Source organism: Streptomyces sp. JNUCC 64, from assembly GCF_054484115.1.
In genome coordinates this window covers 1929445-1954868 of record NZ_CM137015.1, presented here as the reverse complement: position 1 = coordinate 1954868, position 25424 = coordinate 1929445, and the positions used below count along the sequence as shown (strand labels likewise).

Annotated in this window: 25 protein-coding genes and 1 pseudogene; 13 read left to right on the top strand and 13 right to left on the bottom strand. The window is 73.6% G+C overall.

Translation table 11 applies throughout. The features are described 5' to 3' along the window. Positions 1–186: 186 nt before the first annotated feature. From ACVWNX_RS07605 to ACVWNX_RS07595, 3 genes are read left to right on the top strand one after another with little or no spacing between them, the layout of a single operon-like run. On the top strand, positions 187–1053 hold the full coding sequence (locus tag ACVWNX_RS07605) for an AraC family transcriptional regulator (RefSeq protein WP_454413122.1): 867 nt from the start codon (positions 187–189) through the stop codon (positions 1051–1053). Next, positions 1050–1937 (top strand): AzlC family ABC transporter permease, encoded by an 888-nt coding sequence (locus tag ACVWNX_RS07600; protein ID WP_454413121.1) that lies wholly within the window; start codon positions 1050–1052, stop codon positions 1935–1937. The genes ACVWNX_RS07605 and ACVWNX_RS07600 overlap by 4 nt, the downstream gene beginning before the upstream one ends. Then, positions 1934–2251, top strand: a complete 318-nt coding sequence (locus ACVWNX_RS07595) for an AzlD domain-containing protein (RefSeq protein WP_454413120.1) — start codon at positions 1934–1936, stop codon at positions 2249–2251. Before ACVWNX_RS07600 ends, ACVWNX_RS07595 begins: the two co-directional genes overlap by 4 nt. A gap of 21 nt (positions 2252–2272) precedes the next feature. On the opposite strand, the gene ACVWNX_RS07590 is transcribed toward ACVWNX_RS07595, so the two are convergent. After that, a complete protein-coding gene (locus ACVWNX_RS07590) occupies positions 2273–3268 on the bottom strand; it encodes a hypothetical protein (RefSeq protein WP_454413119.1) in 996 nt (331 codons plus the stop codon). Positions 3269–3347: 79 nt separating this feature from the next. Here ACVWNX_RS07590 and ACVWNX_RS07585 point away from each other — a divergent pair, with 79 nt between their 5' ends. Both ACVWNX_RS07585 and ACVWNX_RS07580 read left to right on the top strand, forming a co-directional pair. Further along, a complete protein-coding gene (locus ACVWNX_RS07585; protein WP_454413118.1) occupies positions 3348–3542 on the top strand; it encodes a DUF3046 domain-containing protein in 195 nt (64 codons plus the stop codon). A 372-nt stretch (positions 3543–3914) separates the two neighbouring features. Further along, positions 3915–5081, top strand: a complete 1167-nt coding sequence (locus ACVWNX_RS07580) for an AI-2E family transporter (RefSeq protein WP_454413117.1) — start codon at positions 3915–3917, stop codon at positions 5079–5081. A 157-nt stretch (positions 5082–5238) separates the two neighbouring features. Here ACVWNX_RS07580 and ACVWNX_RS07575 read toward each other — a convergent pair. Beyond that, positions 5239–5961 (bottom strand): annotated as a pseudogene (locus tag ACVWNX_RS07575) (class I SAM-dependent methyltransferase); the annotation flags it as partial. 370 nt (positions 5962–6331) lie between these two features. Here ACVWNX_RS07575 and recA point away from each other — a divergent pair. Beyond that, positions 6332–7450: a recombinase RecA gene (gene recA / locus ACVWNX_RS07570; protein ID WP_454413116.1), complete on the top strand. Its 1119-nt coding sequence runs from the start codon at positions 6332–6334 to the stop codon at positions 7448–7450. Positions 7451–7453: 3 nt separating this feature from the next. Next, positions 7454–8440: a recombination regulator RecX gene (gene recX, locus ACVWNX_RS07565; RefSeq protein WP_454413115.1), complete on the top strand. Its 987-nt coding sequence runs from the start codon at positions 7454–7456 to the stop codon at positions 8438–8440. A 204-nt stretch (positions 8441–8644) separates the two neighbouring features. On the opposite strand, the gene ACVWNX_RS07560 is transcribed toward recX, so the two are convergent. The 8 genes from ACVWNX_RS07560 to ACVWNX_RS07525 form a co-directional block, all read right to left on the bottom strand. Next, positions 8645–9166, bottom strand: a complete 522-nt coding sequence (locus tag ACVWNX_RS07560; protein ID WP_454414669.1) for a rhodanese-like domain-containing protein — start codon at positions 9164–9166, stop codon at positions 8645–8647. Then, complete coding sequence (locus tag ACVWNX_RS07555) at positions 9157–9702, bottom strand: cupin domain-containing protein (RefSeq protein WP_454413114.1); 546 nt, start codon at positions 9700–9702, stop codon at positions 9157–9159. Before ACVWNX_RS07555 ends, ACVWNX_RS07560 begins: the two co-directional genes overlap by 10 nt. A gap of 125 nt (positions 9703–9827) precedes the next feature. Continuing rightward, complete coding sequence (locus ACVWNX_RS07550; RefSeq protein WP_454414668.1) at positions 9828–9899, bottom strand: putative leader peptide; 72 nt, start codon at positions 9897–9899, stop codon at positions 9828–9830. Between the two features lie 263 nt (positions 9900–10162). After that, on the bottom strand, positions 10163–12124 hold the full coding sequence (locus ACVWNX_RS07545) for an FAD-dependent monooxygenase (protein ID WP_454413113.1): 1962 nt from the start codon (positions 12122–12124) through the stop codon (positions 10163–10165). Positions 12125–12506: 382 nt separating this feature from the next. Continuing rightward, positions 12507–13517: an amino acid ABC transporter permease gene (locus tag ACVWNX_RS07540; RefSeq protein ID WP_454413112.1), complete on the bottom strand. Its 1011-nt coding sequence runs from the start codon at positions 13515–13517 to the stop codon at positions 12507–12509. After that, positions 13514–14161, bottom strand: a complete 648-nt coding sequence (locus ACVWNX_RS07535) for an amino acid ABC transporter permease (RefSeq protein WP_454413111.1) — start codon at positions 14159–14161, stop codon at positions 13514–13516. The genes ACVWNX_RS07540 and ACVWNX_RS07535 overlap by 4 nt, the downstream gene beginning before the upstream one ends. A gap of 157 nt (positions 14162–14318) precedes the next feature. Next, a complete protein-coding gene (locus ACVWNX_RS07530) occupies positions 14319–15230 on the bottom strand; it encodes a glutamate ABC transporter substrate-binding protein (RefSeq protein WP_454413110.1) in 912 nt (303 codons plus the stop codon). A 122-nt stretch (positions 15231–15352) separates the two neighbouring features. Beyond that, positions 15353–16129, bottom strand: coding sequence for an amino acid ABC transporter ATP-binding protein (locus ACVWNX_RS07525; protein WP_454413109.1), 777 nt, complete (start codon positions 16127–16129; stop codon positions 15353–15355). A gap of 599 nt (positions 16130–16728) precedes the next feature. Here ACVWNX_RS07525 and ACVWNX_RS07520 point away from each other — a divergent pair. After that, entirely contained in the window at positions 16729–17424 is a 696-nt protein-coding gene (locus ACVWNX_RS07520; RefSeq protein ID WP_454413108.1) for a response regulator transcription factor, read from the top strand. Positions 17425–17433: 9 nt separating this feature from the next. After that, complete coding sequence (locus tag ACVWNX_RS07515) at positions 17434–18840, top strand: sensor histidine kinase (RefSeq protein WP_454413107.1); 1407 nt, start codon at positions 17434–17436, stop codon at positions 18838–18840. A gap of 22 nt (positions 18841–18862) precedes the next feature. Here ACVWNX_RS07515 and ACVWNX_RS07510 read toward each other — a convergent pair whose 3' ends face one another. Continuing rightward, complete coding sequence (locus ACVWNX_RS07510) at positions 18863–19858, bottom strand: TAXI family TRAP transporter solute-binding subunit (RefSeq protein ID WP_454413106.1); 996 nt, start codon at positions 19856–19858, stop codon at positions 18863–18865. A gap of 421 nt (positions 19859–20279) precedes the next feature. Between ACVWNX_RS07510 and ACVWNX_RS07505 the strand changes: the two genes are divergently transcribed. The 3 genes from ACVWNX_RS07505 (at position 20280) to ACVWNX_RS07495 (ending at position 23428) form a co-directional block, all read left to right on the top strand. Beyond that, positions 20280–20948, top strand: coding sequence for a polysaccharide deacetylase family protein (locus tag ACVWNX_RS07505; protein WP_454413105.1), 669 nt, complete (start codon positions 20280–20282; stop codon positions 20946–20948). Between the two features lie 126 nt (positions 20949–21074). Then, positions 21075–22580 (top strand): tRNA (N6-isopentenyl adenosine(37)-C2)-methylthiotransferase MiaB, encoded by a 1506-nt coding sequence (gene miaB / locus ACVWNX_RS07500; protein ID WP_454414667.1) that lies wholly within the window; start codon positions 21075–21077, stop codon positions 22578–22580. Positions 22581–22690: 110 nt separating this feature from the next. Then, on the top strand, positions 22691–23428 hold the full coding sequence (locus ACVWNX_RS07495) for a class III extradiol dioxygenase subunit B-like domain-containing protein (protein WP_454413104.1): 738 nt from the start codon (positions 22691–22693) through the stop codon (positions 23426–23428). A 70-nt stretch (positions 23429–23498) separates the two neighbouring features. On the opposite strand, the gene ACVWNX_RS07490 is transcribed toward ACVWNX_RS07495, so the two are convergent. After that, complete coding sequence (locus tag ACVWNX_RS07490; protein WP_454413103.1) at positions 23499–23858, bottom strand: antitoxin; 360 nt, start codon at positions 23856–23858, stop codon at positions 23499–23501. A gap of 123 nt (positions 23859–23981) precedes the next feature. Beyond that, complete coding sequence (locus ACVWNX_RS07485; protein ID WP_454413102.1) at positions 23982–24263, bottom strand: hypothetical protein; 282 nt, start codon at positions 24261–24263, stop codon at positions 23982–23984. A gap of 180 nt (positions 24264–24443) precedes the next feature. Between ACVWNX_RS07485 and miaA the strand changes: the two genes are divergently transcribed. Beyond that, positions 24444–25382, top strand: a complete 939-nt coding sequence (gene miaA, locus ACVWNX_RS07480) for a tRNA (adenosine(37)-N6)-dimethylallyltransferase MiaA (RefSeq protein WP_454413101.1) — start codon at positions 24444–24446, stop codon at positions 25380–25382. Positions 25383–25424 lie beyond the last annotated feature (42 nt).

Genomic DNA, 25424 nt, shown 5'->3' with positions numbered 1-25424 from the left:
CCCGTCAGTCCCCGCCCGGCGTGCCCGCCCGTCCCCGGCTGTCCCCGCCCCGGCCGGGTCTGGCCGGGGCGGGGACGGCTCGATCCGGCCGCGTCCGCCCGTCGGGTCGCCTCCAGCCCGGCCCGTCCCGCCCTGCGGGAACCGCCCCGACACCGGCCCGGGTCCCGCGCGGCGCAGAATGGGGACATGGCCGGTCAGGGGGAACGCGCGCGGCACTGGCGGTATCCGGAACTGCCCGGGGTGGACCTGCTGCGGGCCCGGTACGTCCGCAAGACCTTCGTGCGCCACACCCACGAGGACTTCGTGATCGCCGCGATCAGCGAGGGCGTGGAGGTCTTCCACCACGGCGGCGCCGACCGTTACGCGGGCCCCGGCGCGCTCGCCCTGGTCAACCCCGACACCCCGCACACCGGACGGGCCGGGGTCCCCGAGGGCTGGCGGTACGGCGCGGTCTACCCCGCCCCCGGGCTGGTCGCGGAGATCGCCGCCGAGACCACCACCCTGCGCGGTGCCCCCGGCTTCGTCAGCCCGGTCCTCGACGACCCCCACGCCGCCGCCCTGGTGCACCGGGTGCTGCGCGCCGCCGACGAGGGCGACGCGCTGGCCGCCGACACCCTGCTGAGGGTCACCGTCACCCGGCTGCTGCGGCGCAACGGCGGGCCGCTGCCCGAGCGGGCCGTCCACTCGGCGGGTGCCCGTACCGCCGCCCGGGCCCGTGCCGCGCTGGAAGAGCGCATGGACCGGCCGCCGACCCTGCACCGCCTCGCCGCCGAACTCGGGACCAGCCCGTTCGCCCTGCTGCGCGCCTTCCGGGCGGCCTACGGCATGCCCCCGCACACCTGGCTCACGGACGCCCGGGTGCGCCGCGCCCGCCGTCTCCTGGACGCCGGTACGCCACCCGCCGAAGCGGCGCTCGCCGTCGGCTTCACCGACCAGCCCCACCTCAACCGGCACTTCACCCGGATCGTGGGGGTCCCGCCGGGCGCCTACCAGCGGGAGCGCAGGAACGTACAAGAAACGCCCGCCGGGCCCGTCGTACCGTCGAGGGCGTGACAGAACAGACGACACCCGCCGGAGCGGGCATAGCGGGCACCCCGGGTGACCCGGGACCCGGATCCGGGCCGGGGGCGCCGCCCCGCGACGACACCGCCGTGATCAGGGACTCCCTCGGGGTGGGCGTCGCGGTGGGGCTGTCCGGCTTCGCCTTCGGCGTGACGGCGGCGGGCAGCGGACTCACCCTCCTCCAGGCGTGCGCCCTGAGCCTCCTGGTCTTCACCGGGGCCTCCCAGTTCGCCCTGGTGGGCGCCCTCGCTGCGGGCGGCAATCCGCTGACCGCCGCCGCTGGGGCGTTCTTCCTCGGCGTCCGCAACGCCTTCTACGGACTGCGCCTGTCCCAGGTGCTCGCCCTCCCGCGCGCGGTGCGTCCGTTCGCCGCGCACTGGGTCATCGACGAGACCACCGCCGTCTCCCTCGCCCAGCCCACCCGCCGGGCCGCCCGGGTCGGCTTCACGGTCACCGGGATCACCCTCTACGTGCTCTGGAACCTCACCACCCTGCTGGGCGTCCTCGGCGCGGAGGCCATCGGCGACACCGGCGCGTGGGGGCTCGACGCCGCCGGACCCGCCGTCTTCCTCGCCCTGCTGGCCCCCATGCTCCGGACCACCGCCGAACGCGCCGTCGCGGGCCTGGCGGTGCTGCTCAACCTGGGTCTGCTGCCGGTGCTGCCCGCCGGGGTGCCGGTCCTGCTCTCGGCGCTCGCCGCGCCCGTGGTCCTGTACGTCAGCGGACGCGCCGCCCGCCCGGACGGCTCCCGGGCCCCGGACGCCGACCCCCGCCGGGACGCTCCCGGCACCGGACCGGACCCGGCCGGCGGTACGGACGACGCGGACGGTACGGACGGAACGCACGACACGGAAGGAAGGCGGGCCCGCCGATGAGCACCACGACCGTATGGATCGCGATCGGGGTCACCGCCGTCGGCTGCTACGCCGTCAAACTGCTCGGACTCCTGGTGCCCGCGGGCGCCCTGGAACGCCCCCTGGTGCGACGGCTGGCCGCCCTGGTGCCCGTCGCGCTGCTCGCCGCCCTCACGGCGCAGCAGACCTTCTCCGAGGGACGGACGCTGGTCCTCGACGCCCGGGCCGCCGGGCTGGCCGCGGCGACCCTCGCCCTAGTCCTCAGGGCGCCCTTCCTGGTCGTCGTGGGGACGGCCGTCGTCGTCACGGCCGGGGTGCGGGCGGTGACCGGCTGAGCCGGTCACCGGGGCGGGCGCTCAGCCGATGGGCCGCCCGTACGCCCGCAGGGTGCGCAGCGCCTCCAGGGTGACGATGGGACGCCACTCAAGCGCCGTACCGGGCGCCCACAACCGCCACTGGATCGGCCAGCCCCCGTCGCCCTGCTGCTGCGCCGCCAGCACGTCCAGGGAACGGTTCATCTCCGTGTCCGTGAACCACCGGCGCGCCAGCGAGCGCGGGGAACGCGCGAAGTGGTGCGGGTAGTGGTGCTCCTTGGGCGCGTACCCGGGCGCCACCGGGTAGTCGTCCAGGCGCGCGGGATCCAGCACCGCGAGGCGCTGCTCCCGCACCAGGCGCCCCAGCCGGTCGGCGGCGGCCTCGGCGCGGGAACGGTCCGGTACGGCGTCCAGGAACACGATCGCCGCCTCGACCTCGTAGGGATGCGACTTCTCCAGGGACTCCACCGCGTGCCAGCAGAAGTCGGTGGCGCGGAACAGCCAGGCGTGCCAGACGTCGTTGCGGTGCAGCAGGCCCACCACGGGGCCCGTCGCGAGGAGGTCGCCGGCCGGATGGTCCACCACCGGCACGAACGGCGCCGCCGGGTAGGCCCGCTGGGTCGGCAGCACCGACGGCAGGGCGCCCTCGGAGGTCGACACCGACGTCAGATGGCGGCACAGCCGCTCCACCCGCTGTCCGCCGCACCGCCCGATGGCGTCGAGCACCCGCAGCGCGTGCGCGGCGTGCAGCGGCTGGCTCACCGGGCCCCTGAGGTCCGGTTCGAGGCCGTGGCCGTAGCCGTCGTCGTCGGTGCGGTACGCGTCGAGCGCGGTCTCCACCGCGTCGGCCTCGGCCGTGCCCAGGAACTCGTACGCGAACCTGCGCTGTTCCAGCACCCGGGCGGTGAGCCACAGGAAGTCCGCCGCGCGGGCGAGCGGGGTGTGCGCCGGGGCGGGCCGTGCCGCGCCGGGCGTCGGGACGGCGCCGCGGGTCGCGGCGGGCTGCGGGGGCAGGGGGAAAGCTCCGGATTCGGCCATGTCATGACCGTAGAGGCCGATTCGCGCGCGGGGAGGCGTACCGGCCCGGCTGCACTCTCAGGGGCGGGATACTGGGGTCATGCGGTTGACGGTTTTCTGGCAGCGGATGGCGGACCACTTCGGGGCGGCCTACGCCGAGTCCTTCGCCCGTGACCACGTGATGGCCGAGCTGGGCGGACGCACGGTGCACCAGGCGCTCGCGGAGGGCTGGGAGGCCAAGGACGTGTGGCGGGCGGTCTGCGAGGCGGTCGGGGTGCCCCAAGGGCTGCGCTGACCCGCGTGCCGGACGGCCCCGTACGGAGCCCCGGAGGGGCGGGCGGACACGGGGCGGAGGCCGGTCACCGTCGGGGTGACGGCCGTCCACCGGAGCGCCCGCGCGCGGGACGGCCGGTCACGGTGCGCGGACCCGGCCCACCGGTTTCCCCGGGCCTCCGCGCAGCGGGATCGCGACCGGTGGGGGACCGTTCCGGACGGCGTAGTCCAGACTTGCCCCGTGGCATCCATAGACGACACGGACGACAACGCGCGCGAGACGGGCAACTCACCCGGCCGGGGGGCCGGCGCCGGAACCATCCGGACGCCTCCGGAACCCGGCCCCGGGCAGGACCCGCCGCCCGCTGTCACGGCGGCTCTCCACGGTGCCCGGATGCCCCGCTGGCTGCCCAGGGCCATCGCGCTCGCGCTCGCCCTCTACGGCTGCTTCCAGCTCGGCAGCTGGGCGTTCCACCAGCTCACCGGGCTCCTCGTCAACATCCTGATCGCCTTCTTCCTGGCGCTGGCCATCGAGCCCGCCGTGAGCTGGATGGCGGCGCGCGGAATGCGCCGGGGCCTCGCCACGGCCACGGTGTTCCTCGGCCTGGTGGTCGTCACCGCGGGCTTCGTCACCATGATGGGGTCGATGCTCGCCAACCAGATCGCGAGCATCACCGAGGACTTCCCGAAGTACCTCGACTCGGTCATCAATTGGATCAACCTGACGTTCGAGACGGAACTGAACCGCGTCAAGGTCCAGGACAGCCTCGTCCACTCCGACTGGCTCCAGAAGTACCTCCAGAACAGCGCGACCGGTGTGCTCGACGTCTCCGCGCAGGTGCTGGGCGGGCTGTTCGAACTGCTCACCGTGCTGCTGTTCTCGTTCTACTTCGCGGCCGACGGGCCCCGGCTGCGGCGCGCGCTGTGCTCCGTCCTGCCGCCCGCCCGGCAGGCCGAGGTGCTGCGCGCGTGGGAGATCGCCGTCGACAAGACGGGCGGCTACCTCTACTCGCGCGGTCTGATGGCGCTCGCCTCGGGCATCGCGCACTACGTCCTGTTCCAGGCGCTGGAGGTGCCCTACGCACCCGCGCTGGCGGTGTGGGTCGGGCTCGTCTCGCAGTTCATCCCGACCATCGGCACCTATCTCGCGGGCGCGCTGCCCATGCTGATCGCGTTCACGGTCGACCCCTGGTACTCGCTCTGGGTGCTGATCTTCGTGGTGGTGTACCAGCAGTTCGAGAACTACCTCCTGCAGCCGAAGCTGACCGCGCGGACCGTCGACATCCACCCCGCCGTCGCCTTCGGCTCGGTGATCGCGGGCACGGCGCTGCTCGGCGCGGTCGGCGCCCTGATCGCCATTCCGGCGGTCGCTACCCTCCAGGCGTTCCTCGGGGCGTACGTGCGGCGGTACGACGTGACGGACGACCCCCGGGTGCAGGGCCACCGGGCGAGGACGTCACCGGGCGGCGCGCTCGCCCGGGTCCGCGCGCTGTTCGGCGGTTCGGCGGCCCGTACCGCCGAGGTGCCCGCGAAGGCCGACGGGGCCTCCACGGGCGGCTGAGGCGGCCCCTGAGCGCCGCCGGGGCGCGGGCGCGGCCGGGAGCGTGTCCGTGCCGCCCGCGCCCGGCGGCGGGGACGGTCATCCGCGAGGGCCGTCGGCCGCGAGGGTACTGGCCGGTCCCGGCAGGCCCGTGTCCTGCAGGCCGTCGCCGGGTGGCGGGGCGCCGGGCGAGGAAGACGAACTCCCGGCCCGGCCGGTCGGGCGCGTCCCGCACCTCCCGCACCAGGTAGCCGTGGGCGGCCAGGTCCGCCTCGACCTCCTCGCGTTCCCGGAAGCGCAGCGTCGAGTCCGACGTCAGCACCCGCCCGTCCGCCGCGAAGACGTAGGTCCAGCGGAAGGTCACCAGGGGCGGTGCCACCTCGACCAGCCGGACCCAGCTGCGGACGGCGCCGACCCCGGGGACCTCCGTCACGCGGTGGGACCTCTCCGGGGTCCATTCCTCCCAGGCGCGCCCGGCCGGATCACGGGTCTCGAAGACCAGGTCTCCACCGGGCCGCAGCGCCTCGTGGGCGCCCCGCAGGGTGTTCCGCCAGGCTCCCGGGTCGACGACGGCCTGGGCGACGTTCGCCGTCATCGTCACCAGGTCGACCCGCAGCGGTGGAAGGGCCGTGGCGTCCCCGTGGATCCAGCGCACCCGTTCGGCGCCCGGCTTGGCCCGCGCGACGTCGAGGGACGCGCGGGCCGGGTCGACCCCGACGACCTCGATCCCCCGGTCGGCCAGGAGGAGCGCGAACACCCCGGTGCCACAGCCGATGTCCAGCACCCGGCGCGCCCCGGACTCCGCCGCGATCCGGAGGTAGGCGTCGAGGTCGCCGCGGTCGGGGTCGAGCGGGTCGTAGATCGCGGCGAGCCGCGGATGTCCGAAGCAGTCGTCAACCATGTGCCCGGAGGTTCGCAGAGCCGACGTCCGAGGGCCACCGGGTTTCACCGCGCCGCCGGGTTCACCGGACCGACGGCCGGGGTCGTTCTCCCCTCGGGTGCCTTCGGTCGGTGGTGCCCGGCTGCCGGAAGGCCCCGCGTGGCGCGCTTGACACTAAAATCGAACATCTATTCTGATGGGGGAGGTCCGCTGCCGCACGGCACCGGCTCCCGGCCCGAACGCCGGGGACGGGTGGGTGCGGGGAGCGTTCTCCGGCGGGCGTGTCGCCGGAGTTATCCACAGGTCGGACCGGCGTCGGGGCGCGTTGTCAGTGGCAGGCGTTAGCGTCTTGGACGTGAAGCGATCGACTCAAGCAAACCGGGTGGAACCCATGGCAGGAACTGACCGCGAGAAGGCGCTCGACGCCGCGCTCGCACAGATCGAACGACAATTCGGCAAGGGCGCGGTGATGCGCCTGGGCGAGCGGCCGAACGAGCCCATCGAGGTCATCCCCACCGGGTCGACCGCACTCGACGTCGCCCTCGGGGTCGGCGGACTGCCGCGCGGCCGTGTGGTGGAGGTCTACGGGCCGGAGTCCTCCGGCAAGACCACCCTCACCCTCCACGCCGTGGCCAACGCCCAGAAGGCCGGTGGCCAGGTCGCCTTCGTGGACGCGGAGCACGCCCTCGACCCGGAGTACGCCAAGAAGCTGGGCGTCGACATCGACAGCCTCATCCTGTCCCAGCCCGACAACGGCGAGCAGGCCCTGGAGATCGTGGACATGCTGGTCCGCTCCGGAGCCCTCGACCTCATCGTCATCGACTCCGTCGCCGCGCTGGTGCCGCGTGCGGAGATCGAGGGCGAGATGGGCGACTCCCACGTGGGTCTCCAGGCCCGGCTGATGAGCCAGGCCCTGCGGAAGATCACCAGCGCGCTCAACCAGTCCAAGACGACCGCGATCTTCATCAACCAGCTCCGCGAGAAGATCGGTGTGATGTTCGGCTCCCCGGAGACCACGACCGGTGGCCGCGCCCTGAAGTTCTACGCCTCGGTCCGGATCGACATCCGCCGCATCGAGACGTTGAAGGACGGCACGGACGCGGTCGGCAACCGCACCCGTTGCAAGGTCGTCAAGAACAAGGTCGCCCCGCCGTTCAAGCAGGCCGAGTTCGACATCCTCTACGGCCAGGGCATCAGCCGCGAGGGCGGTCTGATCGACATGGGCGTGGAGCACGGCTTCGTCCGCAAGGCCGGCGCCTGGTACACGTACGAGGGCGACCAGCTCGGCCAGGGCAAGGAGAACGCGCGGAACTTCCTCAAGGACAACCCCGACCTCGCCAACGAGATCGAGCGGAAGATCAAGGAGAAGCTCGGCGTCGGAGTGAAGCCCGAGGCGACGGCCGCCGAGCCGGGCGCGGACGGTGCCGCACCCGCGGAGGAGGCCAAGACGGTCCCCGCCCCGGCGGCCAAGACCACCAAGGCCAAGACCGCCGCGGCGGCCAAGAGCTAGTCCGTGACACGGCGAACCGAATGGCCTGTCCCCGGGGGCCCCGAAGACCCCGGGAGGGCCGGTCCGGACCCGGCGGGCCCGGACGGGACCGGTCCGGACGACGGGCTCTGGAGGCCCTGGGACCTTGAGGAACCAGGGGAACCGGAAGAAGCGGCGGAGCTGGCGGAACCGGGGGGATCCGCACCGGGAGGAACCGGGGTCCCCGGGGGAACCCGGAGGCCCCGGGGGAGCCGGTTCTCCGGTCGCTCCCGGCGTCCGGCGGACGGGGGTCTCCCGGACCCGGACGTCCAGGCCGACGGTCCGGGGGACGACGACCGGTCCGGACGGACCGCCGGGCGTACCGCGTCCCGGAACGAGGCCGGAGGGGAACGAGGCCGTGGCACCCGCCGCCGCGGTCGGCCCCGTGGCCACCACGACAGCGACTCCCCCTCTCCGTCGAGGGCCGGTCAGGGGGAGTCGCCCAGGGACCCGGCGGAGCGGGCGCGGGCGATCTGTCTGCGCCTGCTCACCGGGACCCCCCGCACCCGAAGACAACTCGCGGACGCCCTGCGCGAGCGGGACGTCCCCGACGAGGTCGCCGAGGAGGTGCTGACCCGCTTCGAGGAGGTGGGGCTCATCGACGACGGCGCGTTCGCCGGAGCCTGGGTCGAGTCCCGTCATCACGGGCGGGGCCTCGCCCGGCGGGCGCTCGCCCGGGAACTGCGCACCAAGGGCGTCGACTCCGAACTCATCGACCAGGCCGTGGCCCGGCTCGATCCGGACCAGGAGGAGGCCACCGCCCGCGCCCTGGTGGCCCGCAGGCTGCGCGGCACCCGGGGGCTGGACCGTGACAAGCGCGTCCGGCGTCTCGCGGGTGTCCTCGCCCGCAAGGGCTACTCCGAAGGGCTTGCCCTGAGGGTGGTCCGGGAGGCCCTCCGGGAGGAGGCCGAGCACGACGACGGGACTTCCCCGGAGTCCGCGCCGGAGGAGTGGGACAACGGGGAGGACTGAACCGGACCGCCGGAGAAACCCTCTCCGTCCTCTCCGTCCCGGTGACCGTCCCGACCGGGGTGGGGACGGTCACCGGGGGCCGGAGGGAGACCGGCTCCCCTGCCCACCAGGTGCCAGCGTCTCGCCTCCGGCGCCATGACCTCCGGTGGAGCGCCCTCGGCGAGGGGGCGTCCACCGGAGGAGCCGGGGCCGGAGTGCCCGGAGTCAGACCCCCGGGGCGTCAGAGACGTCCGAGGTGCCAGGGGCGTCCGGACGGTCCCGGGCCACCGATGACCACAGGGGCGGTGTGGGCGCGTGCGGGCCCGCCGGGAACCTGACGGGCAGCCCCGCCGCACGCCACGCCTGGAAGCCGCCCACCAGATCGGTCGCCCGGTCCAGCCCGAGCCGCCGCAGCGAGTCGGCCGCCAGACTGGACGCGTACCCCTCGTTGCAGATCACCACCACCCGCAGGTCATGACCGGTCGCCTCGGCCACCCGGTGGCTGCCGAGGGGGTCGAGCCGCCACTCCAGTTCATTGCGCTCGACGATCAGCGCGCCCGGGATCAGACCGTCACGGTCGCGCAGTGCCGCGTACCGGATGTCGACCAGTACGGCGTCGCCCGCCCGGGCCGCCTCGTACGCCGACCCGGCGGTGATCCGGTCCAGTCCGGAGCGGATCCGCTCCAGCCGGGTGTCTATGGACACCGCCGGAGCGGCCGGGGGAGTGCCGTGGCCGCTCACTGCCAGTCCTCCGGACGCTCGACGTGCTCCAGCCGCATCACCTGGCCCGATCGGCTGAAACGGCGGATCTGGGAGAGCGGCGGGTAGTAGGCGTGCACGGAGACGGCGTGCTCGGTCGTCGACTCGTTCAGCACCTCGTGCACATGGTGCCGTCCGAAGGCCCGCCCCCGTCCCTCGGACAGCGACCGGGTGCGGTCCAGACCGTCGGTGAGTTCGAGGGTCCGCCAGCCCTCGGCGGGCAGCCGGGCGCTGAGGGAGTGCTCCCGCAGTTCACCGCGCGCGGTGAGGAAGGCGCCGACCGAGTCGGCGTGGTCGTGCCAGCCGGTGCCCGTGCCGGGCGGCCAGCCGATCAGCCACGCCTCGCTGCCGTCCGGCCCGTCGAGACGCACCCAGGTGCGGCCTTCGGGGTCGAGCGGGAGGGAGGCGACGAGGTCGGTGTCCGCGGCGGTCCGGCGGACGAAGTCGAGGAGGTCGGCCTGGGTGGGCCCACGGCCGGAGGCGGTGGGGGACTGGGCGGGCGCTGTGGGGGTGGAAGGGGACACGGGTGCCGTCCTGAGGAGTTCGCGGGAACCACGTGCCCACCGCGGGACGGGACGCGGCGCACGGAAGCGCTACGCGTACGGAGACCGGTCCGGGCGGCGGCGACGTGAAAGGAGGAGAGGCGAAGTCAGCGGGAACGGCGACACACGCAGCCCGCGTAGCGGACCAGGTCCATGTGGACCCTCCGCCACAGGCGCACATCGGTGTCGGTCACGATCCGGAGTAGACCACGCTGCCGGAAACCGGGTCAACCGAGTGTCACAGGACGGACGTGTCCCGTGGGGGAGCGGGGTTCCACGGGCCGGACGGGCCCTGGAACGGCGCGCCCCGGCGTGCGCCCCCACCTCGATCCGCCGGAAGGGTCACCGTCTGTTGGAGGGGGTCAGGCCTTCCCCGTCGGGCCGGGGCGGCGCTTCCGGGTCGCCGCCCCGCCGCGCGTCCGGGCCGTGCGTCCGGGTCCGCTCAGCCGGACCCGGACGTGGACCTGGCTCCGGACCTGGCTCCCGGTCCGGTCCCCGATCCTGTCCCGGCCGCCCCGGCCGCGGACGCTGCCGCGGCGGAGGGGCCGGGGACGGAGGGCCGGGGGCTGGAAGCCCCAGAGGCCCCGGGAGAACCAGAGGCCCCCTGAGAGCCGGAGGTCCTGGAAGAACCAGAGGCGGCAGAAGAACCAGAGGCGGCAGAAGGTCCAGAGGCGGGAGAAGGGCCGGAAGGGCCGGAGGAATCAGGAGCACCGGAGGAGTCCGAAGGCCCGGAGGGCCCAGAGGGACGGGGAGAACCGGAAGCGGCGGTGGACGGACCGGGGTTCGCGACCGACGGACCGGGGGCGGAGTCCGGTGCGGACCCCGTCGGGGCCGGGTGCTCCCCGGCCCCGCCCAGCGCGGTGTCGGCCGCGGCGTACAGCTCGGACGGCCGCACCCCGTCGAAGGCGGCGACCAGGTACCCGTCGGGCCGGACGAGGAGCACGGTGTGCGGCGCCGCGTCGTGGTACGCCTCGGTGACGAGGAGCTCCGCCCGGCAGGGGAGCGCGGCCACGGCCGCCGCGAGCCGGGGCATGATGCCCGCGCTCGCCCAGTGGCGTCGTTCCCACACCCCGGTGCCCGGCGCGACGAGCAGCACGATCAGATGGTCACGGCCCAGCCGCTCCCGGAGCCGTACGAAGGTGCCGTCCTCGGCGGTGACCCGGACGTCGGTCACCGGCTCGCCCGGCGTGGTCCCGACCTCCGCCACCGAGGGGAAGGGCGCGGGCGTGAGCGGCGAGCCCGCGTACGCGCCGGGTGAGCCGAGCGCCCCGCGCCCCAGATGGCTGTCGGTGAGCAGGGCGTCCTTGCCCCGGGCGGCGCCGGGGACGTACGAGCGCAGACCGCCCCCGCCGCGCAGCAGGGGCAGCGACTGGTCCGCGGCGCGCAGCCGGGCGGCGACGGCGGCCCGGCGTTCGGTCTGGTAGCTGCTCAGCAGTTCCTCGGCGGGGCCGTGGTGCCAGGCGTGGGCGAGCTTCCAAGCGAGGTTCTCCGCGTCCCGCAGCCCCTCGTCCAGCCCCTGGGTGCCGAGCGCGCCGAGGAGGTGGGCGGCGTCCCCCGCGAGGAAGGCGCGGTCGACCCGCCAGCGGCGGGCCAGTCGGTGGTGCACGGTGTGGACCCCGGTGTCCACGAGTTCGTAGGCGGGGGCGCTGCCCCCGTTCCAGCCCGTCAGGGTCTCGTGGACCAGGGCGACCAACGCGTCCGGGGTGACCAGTTCGTGCTGCGGGGGCAGCAGCCAGTCCAGGCGCCACAGCCCGTCGGGCAGGGGCCGTCCGGTGACCTCGTCGCCCGCCAGCCGCCAGGGCGGCGACCGGTGCAGCAACGCCTCGCCCGGGTGCGGGAGTTCGGTCCGCAGGGTCGCGACGGCGTGGCGCTCGACGGCGGTCCGGCCGGGGAAGCGGACGTCGAGGAGCTTGCGGACCGTGGAACGGGGGCCGTCGCAACCGATCAGGTAACTCCCGCGCCACCAGGTTCCCTTGGGCCCCCGGGTGTGGACGCCGACTCCGTCCGCCTCCTGCTCGATCCGGTCGACGCGGCTCTCCGTCGCGACCCTGACCAGGTCCTGTTCCCCGATGGCGTCGCGCAGTACGGCGGTCAGGGCGTGCTGCGCGAGGTGGAGCGGGGCGGGGGCGCCGTCCTCGAAGGCGAGGTGCTGCGCGGAGTGCTTGCGGCGCAGGGTGCGCCAGCCCGTCCAGCGGGTTCCGGTGCCGGACGCGGCGAACGACGCGCCGGTCAGCCGTTCCACGAACTCCACGGTGTCGTCGCGCAGCACCACCGTGCGCGCGGCGCGCGGCTCGTCCTTGCCGGGCCCCTCGTCGAGCAGCACGGAGGGGACGCCGCACCGCGCGAGCGCCAGGGCGAGTGTCAGCCCGACGGGGCCGGCTCCGACAACGATCACCGGGTCCACAGCGTGCTGCCCCCTGCCCGAAGAGGAGTCCGCGACGTCTGGTCAGGTGTACGGAACGTACTGCGGCGGAACGGGGGAGCGGGGTGCACGATCACAGAACGTATGCAACCTACTGCCAGTGCTTGCGTCAAGCGATCGGGACGGTGGCGGTACCCCCACTGCCGCCATGGCTCAACCCACAGGTCACGGGAGGTCCGCCGTCCACGGTACGCGATCGGACCGCCGCCGCCCAGACCGCCTCGGAGCGCCGGGAGCGGTGGCCCGGGCGGTTCCGGCGGTCCGGGACGTCGGCGGTCGACGGGTGGTCGACGGATCGTGGGCGGGCTGGGTGTGCTGGTCAGCGGTGGTCCCGTCAGCTTCGGTCGGGCCCGGTCGGCTTCGGTCAGCTCCGGTCGGTCTGATCGGTGCGCCCCGTCTGCCCTGTCTGCCCCGTGCGCCCCGTCCGCTCCGTCCCCGACGCGTCGGAGCGCGGAATGGGGACCGCCCCGGTGGCGGCCGTCGCGGCGGACCCGTCGCCGTCCGTCCCGCCGTCCGTCGTCGCGGGGGCGGCCTTCGGCCCGCGTCGCGCCCGGCTGCCCCGTCGCTCGATCCAGTTCGCGAGCGAGGACAGGGCGAGGCACAGCGCGATGTAGATCGCGCCGACCACGATGACCACCGCGGTGATCGGGTTCTCGCCGTTCACGATGATCCGGTTGGCCATCTCCCGGGCCGCGTAGAGGAGTTCCGGGAAGAGGATGATGTAACCGAGGGAGGTGTCCTTGAGGGTCACCACCAGCTGGCTGATCACCGACGGCAGCATCGAACGGACGCCCTGCGGCAGCTGGACCACCGTCAGCACCTGCGACTTGCGCAGGCCCAGGGCGTAGGCGGCCTCCACCTGTCCGCGCGGCACGGCGTTGATGCCCGCGCGGAGCACCTCGGCCTGGACCGACCCGTTGTAGACGGTGAGCCCGACCACCAGCGCCCAGAAGCCGGTGTTCTCGCCGATGAACCCGAGGTCCGCGCGGTAGGAGAGCAGCAGCACCCAGAGCGCGTAGATGGTGATCAGCAGCGGGACGGCCCGGAACAGCTCGATGAACCCGGTCGCCGCGATCCGCACCGGCTTGTGGTCGGAGAGCCTGCCGACCGCGAGCAGCAGTCCGAGCAGCAGCGACAGCGCGCCCGCCACGAAGAACACCTTGAGGGTGGTCAGCAGACCGTCGCGGATGTCGGCGCGGACGCCCGCGTTGTTGAAGATGTCCCAGACCTCGGGCTCCAGCTGGCCCTTGGCGTGCAGCCGGTAGACCGCGAAGACGACCAGCCCGGCCACGGCCACCGTGCCGAACACGGACAGGATCCGGTTGCGCAGCCGTGCCCGGGGACCCGGTGTGTCGTACAGGACGCTCGAACTCATCGTGCGACCCCCATGCGTCGCTCCAGCAGCCGGAAGGCGCCGCTGATGGTGAAGGTGATGACCAGGTAGCCGAGGGCCACCCACAGGAAGATCAGGGAGATGGCGAAGCCCTTGTCGCTGAGCAGCTTCTGCACTCCGAACAGCTCGGCCGTGCTGAACGCGCCCGCGATGGCGGAGTTCTTCGTCAGCGCGATGAAGATGGAGCTGAGCGGCGGCAGCACGGTCCGGGTGGCCTGCGGCAGCACGATCAGCCGCAGCGTCTGGAAGAACGTCATCCCGATGGAGCGGGCCGCCTCGGCCTGTCCCACGGGGACCGTGTTGATGCCCGAGCGGACGGCCTCGCAGACGAACGCCGAGGTGTAGCACCCCAGCGCGAGGAGCGCCTTGGCCCAGGGGCTCAGGCCCGGCATGAAGATGACCGGCACCACGAACCAGACGACGAGGAAGAGCAGCGTCAGGGGCGTGTTGCGGAACAGGGTCACCCAGGCGGTGCCGAGGAGCCGTAGCGGAGGGACGGGGGAGACCCGGAATCCGGCGACGATGACGCCCAGCACCATCGCGAGCAGCCCGCTGGCGAGTGTCAGCAGGATGGTGCCGATGAACCCCTCGCGGAACTCCGGGAGATGGTCGAGCAGTACGTTCACGGGGATGTCCTCGTGGGCGGCGGGCGGGCGGGGAGGTCCACCGCCGGGCGGCTCCCTGGCGGGTGCCCGGGCGCGGCCGGTGCGCCGCCGGTGGACCGGTGACGTCGGGCGGCGGCGCGATGGGTTCGCCGCCGCCCGACGGGACAGTGAGCGGCCGTCAGTAGCGTTCGAGCGCCGGGGGCTCGGTGTAGGCGGAGCCGGACAGTCCGAGCGTCGCCTCGTACGCCTTCTTGTAGTCGCCGTTCTTCTGGTGGGCCTCCACCGCGTCCGCGACGGCGTCCCGCAGGGTCTTGTCGTCCTTGTCCATGCCGATGCCGTACGGCTCCTTGGTGAACGTCTCGCCGATCACCTTGAGCTTGGTGGGACGCTGGGCCGCGTAGCCCTTGAGGATGGCGTCGTCCGTGGTGACCGCGTCGACCTCGTTGTTGACGAGCTGCTGCACGCACTCGGAGTACTTGGACAGCTCGACCGTCTCGGCCCCGTACTTGGGCTTCTTGATCTCCTGGAGCGGGGTGGAGCCCTTGATGGAACACACGGTCTTGCCCTTGAGGCTGTCGGGACCGGTGATGGCCGTCTCGTCCTTGCGGACCAGCAGGTCGGCGCCGGCGAGGAAGTAGGGACCGGCGAAGCCGACCTGCTTCTTGCGCTCGGGGTTGATGGTGTAGGTGCCGACGTACAGGTCGACCTCGCCCTTGGAGATGGCGGTCTCGCGGACGTTGGAGTCGACGGTCTTGAACTCCAGGTCGTCGGTGCCGAACCCGAGGTCGGCGGCGACCATCTTGGCGATCTCGATGTCGAAGCCGGAGCGCTTGCCGTCGGTGTCCTCGAAGCCCAGGTAGGGCTGGTCGCTCTTGGCGCCGATGACGAGCTTGCCCTTCTCCTGGGCCTTCTTCAGCACCGGCGAGTCGATGCTGACGTCCTTGGCGACCGCGTAGGTGGGCAGCTTCGGGGCGTCCTTGGCCGGGGTCCCGGCCTTGTCGCCCGCGTTGCCGGACTCGCCGCCGCAGGCGGTGGCGGTCAGGGCGAGGACGGCGATCGCCGCCACGGCGGCGGACTGGCGGAGCTTCATGGTGAGGTCCTTCGGGTCGGCGGGATCGACGGTCGGTGGGGGACCCGTCCGGTCGGCGGGTCGGGTGCGCGCGGCCCGGCGGCACGGCCGTGGGCCGGGGCGGGCCCGGGCGCGACGGCGGCTCAGTGGTGCAGGATCTTCGACAGGAAGTCCTTGGCGCGGTCGCTGCGCGGGTTGTTGAAGAACTGGTCCGGGGTGGCCTCTTCGACGATGCGGCCGTCGGCCATGAAGACGACCCGGTTGGCCGCGGAGCGGGCGAAGCCCATCTCGTGGGTGACGACGACCATGGTCATGCCGTCCCGGGCGAGCTGCTGCATCACGTCCAGCACCTCGTTGATCATCTCCGGGTCGAGGGCCGAGGTCGGCTCGTCGAAGAGCATCACCTTGGGGTCCATCGCCAGGGCCCGCGCGATGGCGACGCGCTGCTGCTGGCCGCCCGACAGCTGGGCCGGGTACTTGTCCGCCTGGGTGCCGACGCCGACGCGGTCGAGGAGGGCGCGCGCCTTGTCCTCCGCCGTCTTCCGGTCCGTCCGGCGGACCTTGGTCTGACCCAGGGTCACGTTCTCCAGCACGGTCTTGTGGGCGAAGAGGTTGAACGACTGGAACACCATGCCGACGTCGGCCCGCAGCCGGGCCAGCTCCCGGCCCTCCTGCGGCAGCGGACGGCCGTCGATGGTGATGGCGCCCGAGTCGATCGCCTCCAGCCGGTTGATCGTCCGGCACAGCGTGGACTTGCCCGAGCCCGAGGGTCCGATCACCACGACCACCTCGCCGCGGGCGATGGTCAGATCGACGTCCTGGAGCACGTGCAGGCTGCCGAAGTGCTTGTTGACGTTCCGCAGCGTGACCAGTTCCCCGGCCGCGGGTACGGCGTCGTCGGTCACCGTTCCATCAGTCATCGGCCATCGCTCCGTCCTCCTCGGTTGTTGAGGACAGTAATGACGCGCCGATGCCATCGTCATTACATCTGAGGGGAACTTGAGCATAACGATCCGATAGCAACACCTCACTGTCCGTGATGATCTCTTGAGGGGCGCGTACCGGGTGCGTAACGGTCCGCGTTCGTGGTTCCATCCCCCTTGACGTCGTCCTTTCCGATCCGCGTGGATGCTGTGGGACACCTGTGAACACCCGTACGTCCGCATTCCGGACGGCCGCTCCGGGGCTGACCCCGGGACCGATGGATCCGCCGCCGACGCTCCGACCGGCGAAGGGCGGCGATCCGGCCGGGCCGTCGGCGACGACCGGGCGACCGGGACGACGGGGCGGTGGACCGCCCACGGGGAGCGGGTGCGGACGTCCCGGGCAGCCGGGGAGCCCCGGGGAGTGGGGAACCCCCGCGGACGGGGAACCCCCGTGGAGACAGACGGAGACGACGGGGAACGGGGAACGACGGCCGCTCGGCGCGCCGTCGGGGGGAGAACACGATGGACGACAAGTCGGTGACGCCGTGCGGACGGCGTGACCCGGAAGCGGACGCCAACCGGAGGGAGCCGGTATGAGACTCCTGCTCGTGGAGGACGACGACCACGTCGCCGCGGCGCTGTCGGCGGTCCTGGCGCGGCACGGCATCAGCGTCGTCCACGCCCGCAGCGGCGAGGAGGCGCTGCGCGCGCTGCTGCCCACGACCACGGCGGACGAACCGCCGTTCGCGGTGGTCCTGCTCGACCTGGGGCTGCCCGACCAGGACGGCTACGAGGTCTGCGGCAAGATCCGCAAGCGCACCAGCATCCCCGTGATCATGGTGACCGCGCGTTCCGACGTGCGCTCCCGGATACACGGCCTCAACCTCGGCGCCGACGACTACGTGGTGAAGCCGTACGACACCGGCGAACTCCTCGCCCGCATCCACGCCGTCAGCAGGCGCACCGCCCCCGGCGAGGACGAGCCGAGCGGCGACGACCTGGCCCTGGGGCCCGTGCGCATCGAACTGCCCAACCGGCGGGTCAGCGTGGACGGAACCACCGTGCAGCTCACCCGCAAGGAGTTCGACCTGCTGGCCCTGCTGGCGCAGCGCCCCGGTGTGGTGTTCCGCCGCGAACAGATCATCAGTGAGGTGTGGCGCACGAGTTGGGAGGGGACGGGACGCACCCTGGAGGTGCATGTGGCGTCCCTGCGCTCCAAGCTCCGGATGCCCGCCCTGATCGAGACCGTACGGGGCGTGGGGTACCGGCTCGTCGTCCCGGCGCCGTAGGGGACCAGGGTGCGCGCACGTCTCCTTCCGCTGCTCATCGTGCTCATGGCCGGTGTGCTGCTCGCCCTCGGCTTTCCGCTGGGGGCGAGCGTGGCGGCCCAGAAGCAGCAGGAGGTCGTGATCGACCGGGTGGACGACACCGCCCGGTTCGCGGCCCTCGCCCAGTTCGTCACGGCCCGTGGGGTGGGCTCGCGGGTGGCGACCACCGACGAACGGCAGGAGACCCTCCAGCAGGAGCTGTCCCGCTACCACGAGGTGTACGGCATCCGGGCCGGCGTCTTCTACCGGGACGGCACCGAGATGGCGAAGGCCCCCGGGGACTGGTCGCTCCCCGCCGAGGGCGATCTGCGCGACACCTTCGAGGAGGCGCGGCTGTCCCGCCCCGGCCACGACCCCGCCCAGGTCTGGCCGTGGCAGCGCGGACGGCTGGTGGTGGCCTCGCCGGTGATCCGGGACGGGGACGTCATGGCGGTCGTCGTCACGGACTCCCCGACCGGTCAGATGCGCTCCAAGACCCTGCGCGGCTGGCTGCTGATCGCCGCGGGCGAGGCCGCCGCGATGCTGGTCGCGGTGGGGGCCGCGCTCCGGCTGACCGGCTGGGTGCTGCGGCCCGTGCGGGTCCTCGACGCCACCACCCACGACATCGCCACCGGCCGTCTGAAGTCCCGGGTGGCCTCCTCCGGGGGGCCGCCGGAACTGCGTCGGCTGGCCCGCTCGTTCAACGAGATGGCGGACAACGTCGAGGCGGTGCTGGAACAGCAGCGCGCCTTCGTGGCCGACGCCTCCCACCAGCTGCGCAACCCCTTGGCGGCGCTGCTGCTGAGGATCGAGCTGCTCGCCCTGGAGCTGCCGGAGGGCAATGCCGAGGTGGCCTCGGTGCGCGCGGAGGGCATGCGGCTGGCGCGGGTCCTGGACGATCTGCTGGACCTGGCCCTGGCCGAGCACGCCGAGGCGGACCTGCGGCTGGTCGACGTGGGCGAGCTGACCGCCGAGCGGGTGGACGCCTGGCGGCCGCTGGCCGAGGACCGGGGCGTCCGGCTGCGGGGGCGCACGCCCCCGGTGACGGCGTGGGCCGACCCGGTGGCGCTGTCCAGCGTGCTGGACGCGGTCATCGACAACGCCCTGAAGTTCTCCCCCCGGGACGCGGAGGTCTCGGTGGAGACCGCCGCCGAGGGCACCCGGACGCGGATCGTGGTCACCGACGCGGGACCCGGCCTCACCGACGAGGAGCTGGGCCGGGTGGGGGACCGGTTCTGGCGCAGCCCGCAGCACCAGAACGTCAAGGGATCGGGGCTCGGGCTGTCCATCTCCCGCACCCTGCTGGCCCCGGGCGGCGGCACGATCGCCTACACCCGGGCCGAGCCGCACGGGCTGCGGGTGACGGTGAGTGTTCCCCGGACCCGGGACGGCTGCTGAGCGGTCCCGGAGGGGGCCGGGATCAGGGCTTCACGGACCGGTAGTAGTCCTGGGCGCCGTCGTGCAGATCCAGGGGGGCCGTGTACAGCGCGGTGCGCAGGTCGACCAGTTGCGCGGCGTGGACGCGGCTACCGATGTGGTCGCGGCTCTCTATCACCGTGCGGGTGAGCCGCTCGGTGAGTTCGGTGCTGGTGCGGTCGGTCGTGACGAGGAGGTTCGCCACCGCCAGGGTGGAGACCGTCGCGCCCTGCTGGGCCGAGGGGTAGGCGTCGGCGGGCATCACCGACGCCCGGTAGTAGCGGGAGGCCCCGCCCCGGGCGTGCAGCGCGTCCACCAGGCCGCCTAGTTCCACGAACCGGATGTCGTACTCCTCGGACAGCGTCCGCACGGAGGCGGTGGGCAGTCCGCCGGACCAGAAGAACGCGTCGATGTCGCCCTGGCGCAGGGCGCTCGTCATGGTGTCGATGCCGATGGACACCGGCTCGATGTCCTCGTCGAGGTCGAGCCCGGCGGCGTTCAGCACCCGGTCCGCGATCAGCCGCACCCCGGACCCCATCTGTCCCACGGCCACCTTCTTGCCCCGCAGTTGGTCGACCGTGTACACGGCGGAGTCACGCGGGACGACCAGCTGGACGTAGTCGTCGTAGAGCCGGGCGCAGCCGCGCAGCCGCTCGGCGCCGGGGCGGCGGTCGAGCCGGTAGGTCTCCACGGCGTCGGCGGCGGCGACGGTGTAGTCCGCGTTCCCGGAGGCCACCCGTTCGATGTTCTGCCGGGAGCCCTCGCTGGGCCGCAGCCGGACGTCGAGGGCGGGCATGTCCTGGTTCAGCTGGGCCTTCAGCAGCAGGCCGTAGCGCTCGTAGACCCCGGAGCGCACCCCGGTGCTCACCGTGATCCGTCCGCTCGGCGCCTCCTCGTCCAGCGGGAGCGCCCACCACAGCAGCAGACCGAGCACGACGAGCGCCGCCGCGCCGCCCCGGAGGGCGTGCCGACGGCCGGAACGGGTCAGGGCCGGGAGCATGGCGCGATCCTGTCAGGTGGAAGGCGCGGCTGGCCAGGGCTCAGGGCTCACGGCGCCCTAGGCCCGCGCGGGCCCAGGTCCGTCCACTGCGGCCCGGTCCCGTCCAGGCCGGCTGGGGGGTGGTCCGCTCGGTCCTGGTTCTGGCCCCGTCCGCGTCGGTGGCGGGCGGACCCCCGCTGCCTTGTCGCGGCCCCCGGCCCCGGCCCCCCGGCCTCCAGACTCCGGCCCCTTGGCCTCGCCCCCGCGCCTGGCCCCTGGCCCCGGCTCCGGGGCAAAGCGGCGGCCACCAGTGGGTACCGGCGCCCTTCCGGCCGCTCCGGACTCGCCCGCCCCCGCCCGGGACCGCCCCCCGTCCGGGGTCAACTCCCGCCGCCGGACGGACCATTGACACCACCGTTGGACTGGACCAATGATGCGGGCCATGCCGAGAACCCGAGCAGCGCTGGCTGCCCTCGTCCCCCTTCTCATCCTGCTGGGCGTGCTCGCGCCCACCCCGGCGACGGCCGCCTGGCCGCCGCCCGCCCCGGTCCTCAACCGGGTCGAGACCCAGGACCCCGTCGTCTTCGTCACCATCGACGACGGCTGGTACCACGATCCGGCCGCCGCCAAGATCCTGCTCGACCGGCAGGTGCCCGCGTCCCTCTTCGTCCTCCCCGGCGCCTACTCCTGGGACGCGGCCTACTACCGCAAGCTGCTCGACCACGGACCGTCCCGGCTGGAGAACCACGGCCTCACCCACACCGACCTGGCCGGTCTCGACGCGGCGGGCCAGCGCGCCGAGCTGTGCGGGGCCCGCTCCCAGCACCTGGCCGGATTCGGCTACGAGCCCCGGCTGACCCGGCCGCCCTACGGCTCGTACAACCAGGACACGCCCGTCGCCGCCCGCGCCTGCGGCTCCAAGGCCGTGGTCACCTGGACCCATGACCAGACCGACTGGGGCACCACCCCCGCCGCCCCCGTCCTGCGCCGGGGCGACATCGTCCTGCTGCACTTCACCCCCAGCCTCGCCCAGGACCTGACCCGGGTCCTCGCGGCCGCCGACGCGGCGGGTCTGAAGCCCGCGCCCCTGCGCGACTACGTCCGCGACTGACCGACCCCCGCCCTCCGGCCCGCCGGGACCTCCGGCGGGCCCCGGCCCGGGTACCGCCCGCCCGGGACCGCCGCCCGGAGCCCTTACCCTGGACGGGTGAGCGGTAACGACGTGGCTGGTGGAACAGTGGACGGATTGAAAACGTACGAAGTGCGCACCTACGGGTGTCAGATGAACGTCCACGACTCCGAGCGCCTGTCGGGGCTGCTGGAGGGCGCCGGATACGTCCGTGCCCCCGAGGGCTCCGACGGTGACGCCGACGTGGTCGTCTTCAACACCTGCGCCGTCCGCGAGAACGCCGACAACCGCCTCTACGGCAACCTCGGCCGCCTCGCCCCCATGAAGACCAAGCGCCCCGGCATGCAGATCGCGGTCGGCGGCTGCCTCGCCCAGAAGGACCGCGACACCATCGTCAAGCGGGCCCCGTGGGTCGACGTGGTCTTCGGCACGCACAACATCGGCAAGCTGCCCGTCCTGCTGGAGCGCGCCCGCGTCCAGGAGGAGGCGCAGGTCGAGATCGCCGAGTCGCTGGAGGCCTTCCCCTCCACCCTGCCGACCCGCCGCGAGTCCGCGTACGCCGCCTGGGTCTCGATCTCCGTCGGCTGCAACAACACCTGCACCTTCTGCATCGTCCCGGCGCTGCGCGGCAAGGAAGAGGACCGCCGTCCCGGCGACATCCTCGCCGAGGTCGAGGCGCTGGTCGCCGAAGGCGTCTCCGAGATCACCCTGCTCGGCCAGAACGTGAACGCCTACGGGTCCGACCTGGGCGACCGCGAGGCCTTCAGCAAGCTGCTGCGCGCCTGCGGCGGGATCGAGGGCCTGGAGCGGGTCCGCTTCACCTCCCCGCACCCGCGCGACTTCACCGACGACGTCATCGCCGCCATGGCGGAGACCGCGAACGTGATGCCGCAGCTGCACATGCCGCTGCAGTCCGGTTCGGACCCGGTCCTGAAGGCCATGCGCCGCTCGTACCGGCAGGAGCGCTTCCTCGGGATCATCGAGAAGGTGCGCGCGGCGATCCCGCACGCCGCCATCTCCACCGACATCATCGTGGGCTTCCCCGGCGAGACCGAGGAGGACTTCCAGCAGACCATGCACACGGTGCGCGAGGCCCGCTTCGCCAACGCGTTCACCTTCCAGTACTCCAAGCGCCCCGGCACCCCGGCCGCCGAGATGGACGGGCAGATCCCCAAGGACGTCGTCCAGGACCGCTACCTGCGCCTGGTCGCCCTCCAGGAGGAGATCTCCTGGGAGGAGAACAAGAAGCAGGTCGGCCGGACCCTGGAGGTCATGGTCGCCGAGGGCGAGGGCCGCAAGGACGGTGCCACGCACCGGCTCTCCGGCCGGGCACCCGACAACCGCCTCGTCCACTTCACCAAGCCCGACGCCGAGGTCCGCCCCGGTGACGTGGTGACCGTCGGGATCACCTACGCCGCCCCGCACCACCTGCTCGCCGAGGGCGACGCCCTCGCGGTGCGCCGCACCCGCGCCGGTGACGCCTGGGAGAAGCGCAACGCCCGGGAGGCCGCCAAGCCCGCCGGGGTGCTGCTCGGACTGCCGGGCGTCGGCGCCCCGCCGCCGCTGGCCGCCGCCCCGGGCGGGGCCTGCGGCAGCGCCTGCGACGCGGGCTGAACCGGACTGGCCCCGGGCTGAACCGACAGGTCCCGGGCGTTCCCGGACGTTCCCGGGGGGGGGCACCCCCGCCCCCCCCGGGCGCCCCGTGGCGGACTACCCTGCCGCTCATGCTTGTCGCCGCAGCCGTCTGCCCCTGCCCGCCCCTGCTCGTCCCCGAGGTCGCCTCGGGAGCCGCGCCCGAACTCGACGGGCTGCGCACGGCCTGCGACGAGGCGCTGCGGGGCGTGCTCACCGCGCGCCCCGAGCTGATCGTGGTCATCGGTCCGGGGCCGGACGAGGCCGTCCACGCGCGGGGCGCGCTCGGCACCTTCCGGACCCTCGGCGTCCCGGTGGACGTCCGGCTGGGGAGCCCCGCGCCGGACGCTCCCGACGAGGAGCCCACCGCCCCGGACGCCCCCGGCGCGTCCCTGCCGCTGTCCCTGGCGGTCGGCGCCTGGCTGCTCGACCGGGCGGAGTGGACGGGCCCGGTGCGCGGGCTGGAGGTGCCGACCGCCCGTGACTGGTCCGCCAACCGGGCCGCCGGGGCCGAGGCGGCGGCCCTGGCCGACCGGGTGGGCTTCCTGGTGCTGGGGGACGGCAGCGCCCGCCGCGACCTGAAGGCCCCCGGCTACCTGGACGAACGCGCCGGACGGGCCGACGCCGACATCGCCCGGGCCCTGGCTCGCGCCGACGACGAGGCGTTCCTGCCGTGGCTGGACGCGGACCTCGCACGGGACCTGATGATCTCCGGCCGCTCGCCCTGGCAGGTGCTCGACGGCGCGGCGGACGGCTGTGCCCTCACCGGCCGTCTGCTGTACGACGAGGCGCCCTACGGGGTCGGGTACTTCGCGGCGCTCTGGAACTGAGGCCCCGCCCCCTCCGACGGGCGGCGAGGGATGACGAGGGAAGGGGAGGGGCGGGGAGGCCGTCGAACGGTCAGGCGGCGGGCGGAGCGGCACCTCCAGGGGCGCCGCCGCCCGGAGCCCCCGGCCCGGGCGGGGGAGTGCCGTCACCGCCGGGCGGGGTGCCCGGAGCGCCCGGGGTGCCGTGAGCGGAGTCCCCGGCGGTCGCGGTGTCCGGTGCCGCGCTCTGCGCGGCGAGCTTGTCCAAGGCGCCCTTGGCCTTGTCCGCACCCGAGTGGATCTTGTCGCTGTACTTGCCCTTGGTCTTGTCGTCGACCAGTCGCGCCGCCTTGTCCAGGCCGTGGTCGATCTTCTCCCCGTGCTGCCGCGCGAGGTCCGAGACCTTGCCCTTGGCGGGGGCCAGCTTGGCCTTCAACGTGTCCAGGATGCTCATGGTCCACCTTCGCTCGACGGGGCCGCCGCAACCCGGACGGCCGTGGTGGGGGCCGTCGCCGCGATGACGGACGTCCCTGGCCGTACGCACCCGCCCGGAAGGACTTCCGGGCGGTCGCGCGTCCTACCTGCGGGCTCCCTCGCCCGTCTCGTTGTCGGCGGCCCGCTCCGCGGACTGCTGCTGGGGGATCTCCAGCACCTCCACCGCCTCCCCGGCGTCCGCTCCGGCGGTCACCGGGCAGCCGGAGGGGGCGGGAGAGCCGTCGGACGCCTTCGCGGCCGGGGCGTCCGTGGCGGGAACCGGAGCCGGTTCCGCCGCCGGGGCGGCCGGTTCCGGGGCCGTGACGGCCTCCGCCGGATCCACCGCTTCCTTCGACCTGCGGAAGAACCGTGTGAAAACGCTCATAGATACTCCATACCCTACTCGTTCGGGTGAAATCCCTCGCCGCCCGGTGCGCCCCATTGCGGCGCCCGGGCCCCCGTTCCCGATCACCGGCGCCAGAACCTCGAACAGGCAACGACGCCCGCGCGGGTGCCGTCACGTAACCCGTTCGGGAAGCGCCGGGAGGTTTGGGAGACTGGGAGGGTGAGTACCGCACCCCCCGCACCGCGGGTCATCGCCGTCGTCGGGCCGACCGCCGCAGGAAAGTCCGATCTGGGCGTCTTCCTCGCCCGGGAGCTGGGCGGCGAGGTCGTCAACGCCGACTCGATGCAGCTCTACCGCGGGATGGACATCGGTACCGCCAAACTGACGCCCGAGGAGCGCGGCGGGATCCCGCACCGGCTGCTGGACGTCTGGGACGTCACGGTCACCGCCAACGTCGCCGAGTACCAGCGGCTGGCCCGCGCCGAGATCGACCGGCTGCTCGCGGCCGGACGCTGGCCGGTCCTCGTCGGGGGGTCCGGACTGTACGTGCGCGGAGCCCTCGACAACCTGGAGTTCCCGGGCACCGACCCCGTGGTGCGGGCCCGGCTGGAGGAGGAGTTGGCCCTGCGCGGCCCCGGCGCCCTGCACGCCCGGCTGGCCGCCGCCGACCCGGAGGCGGGCCGGGCGATCCTGCCCGGCAACGGCCGCCGCATCGTGCGCGCCCTCGAAGTGATCGAGATCACCGGCCGGCCCTTCACCGCCAACCTCCCCGGTCATGACGCGGTCTACGACACCGTGCAGATCGGGGTGGACGTGCCCCGCCCCGAACTCGACGCGCGCATCGCCGACCGGGTGGACCGGATGTGGGAGGCCGGACTGGTGGACGAGGTCCGCGCGCTCCAGGAACGGGGACTCCGTGACGGCCGCACCGCCTCCCGGGCCCTCGGCTACCAGCAGATCCTCACCGCGCTCGCCGGGGAGTGCGACGAACGCGAGGCGCGCGACGAGACCGTGCGCGCCACCAAACGCTTCGCGCGCCGTCAGGATTCGTGGTTCCGCCGCGATCCCCGGGTGCACTGGCTCAGCGGCGCCCTCGTCGACCACGGGGAACTCCCGGGACGGGCGCTGGCGTTGCTCGAACGAGCGGTCACAGCCTGATCACGTGATGGCATCGGGACGCCCCGCCCGTCATCGGGGCAC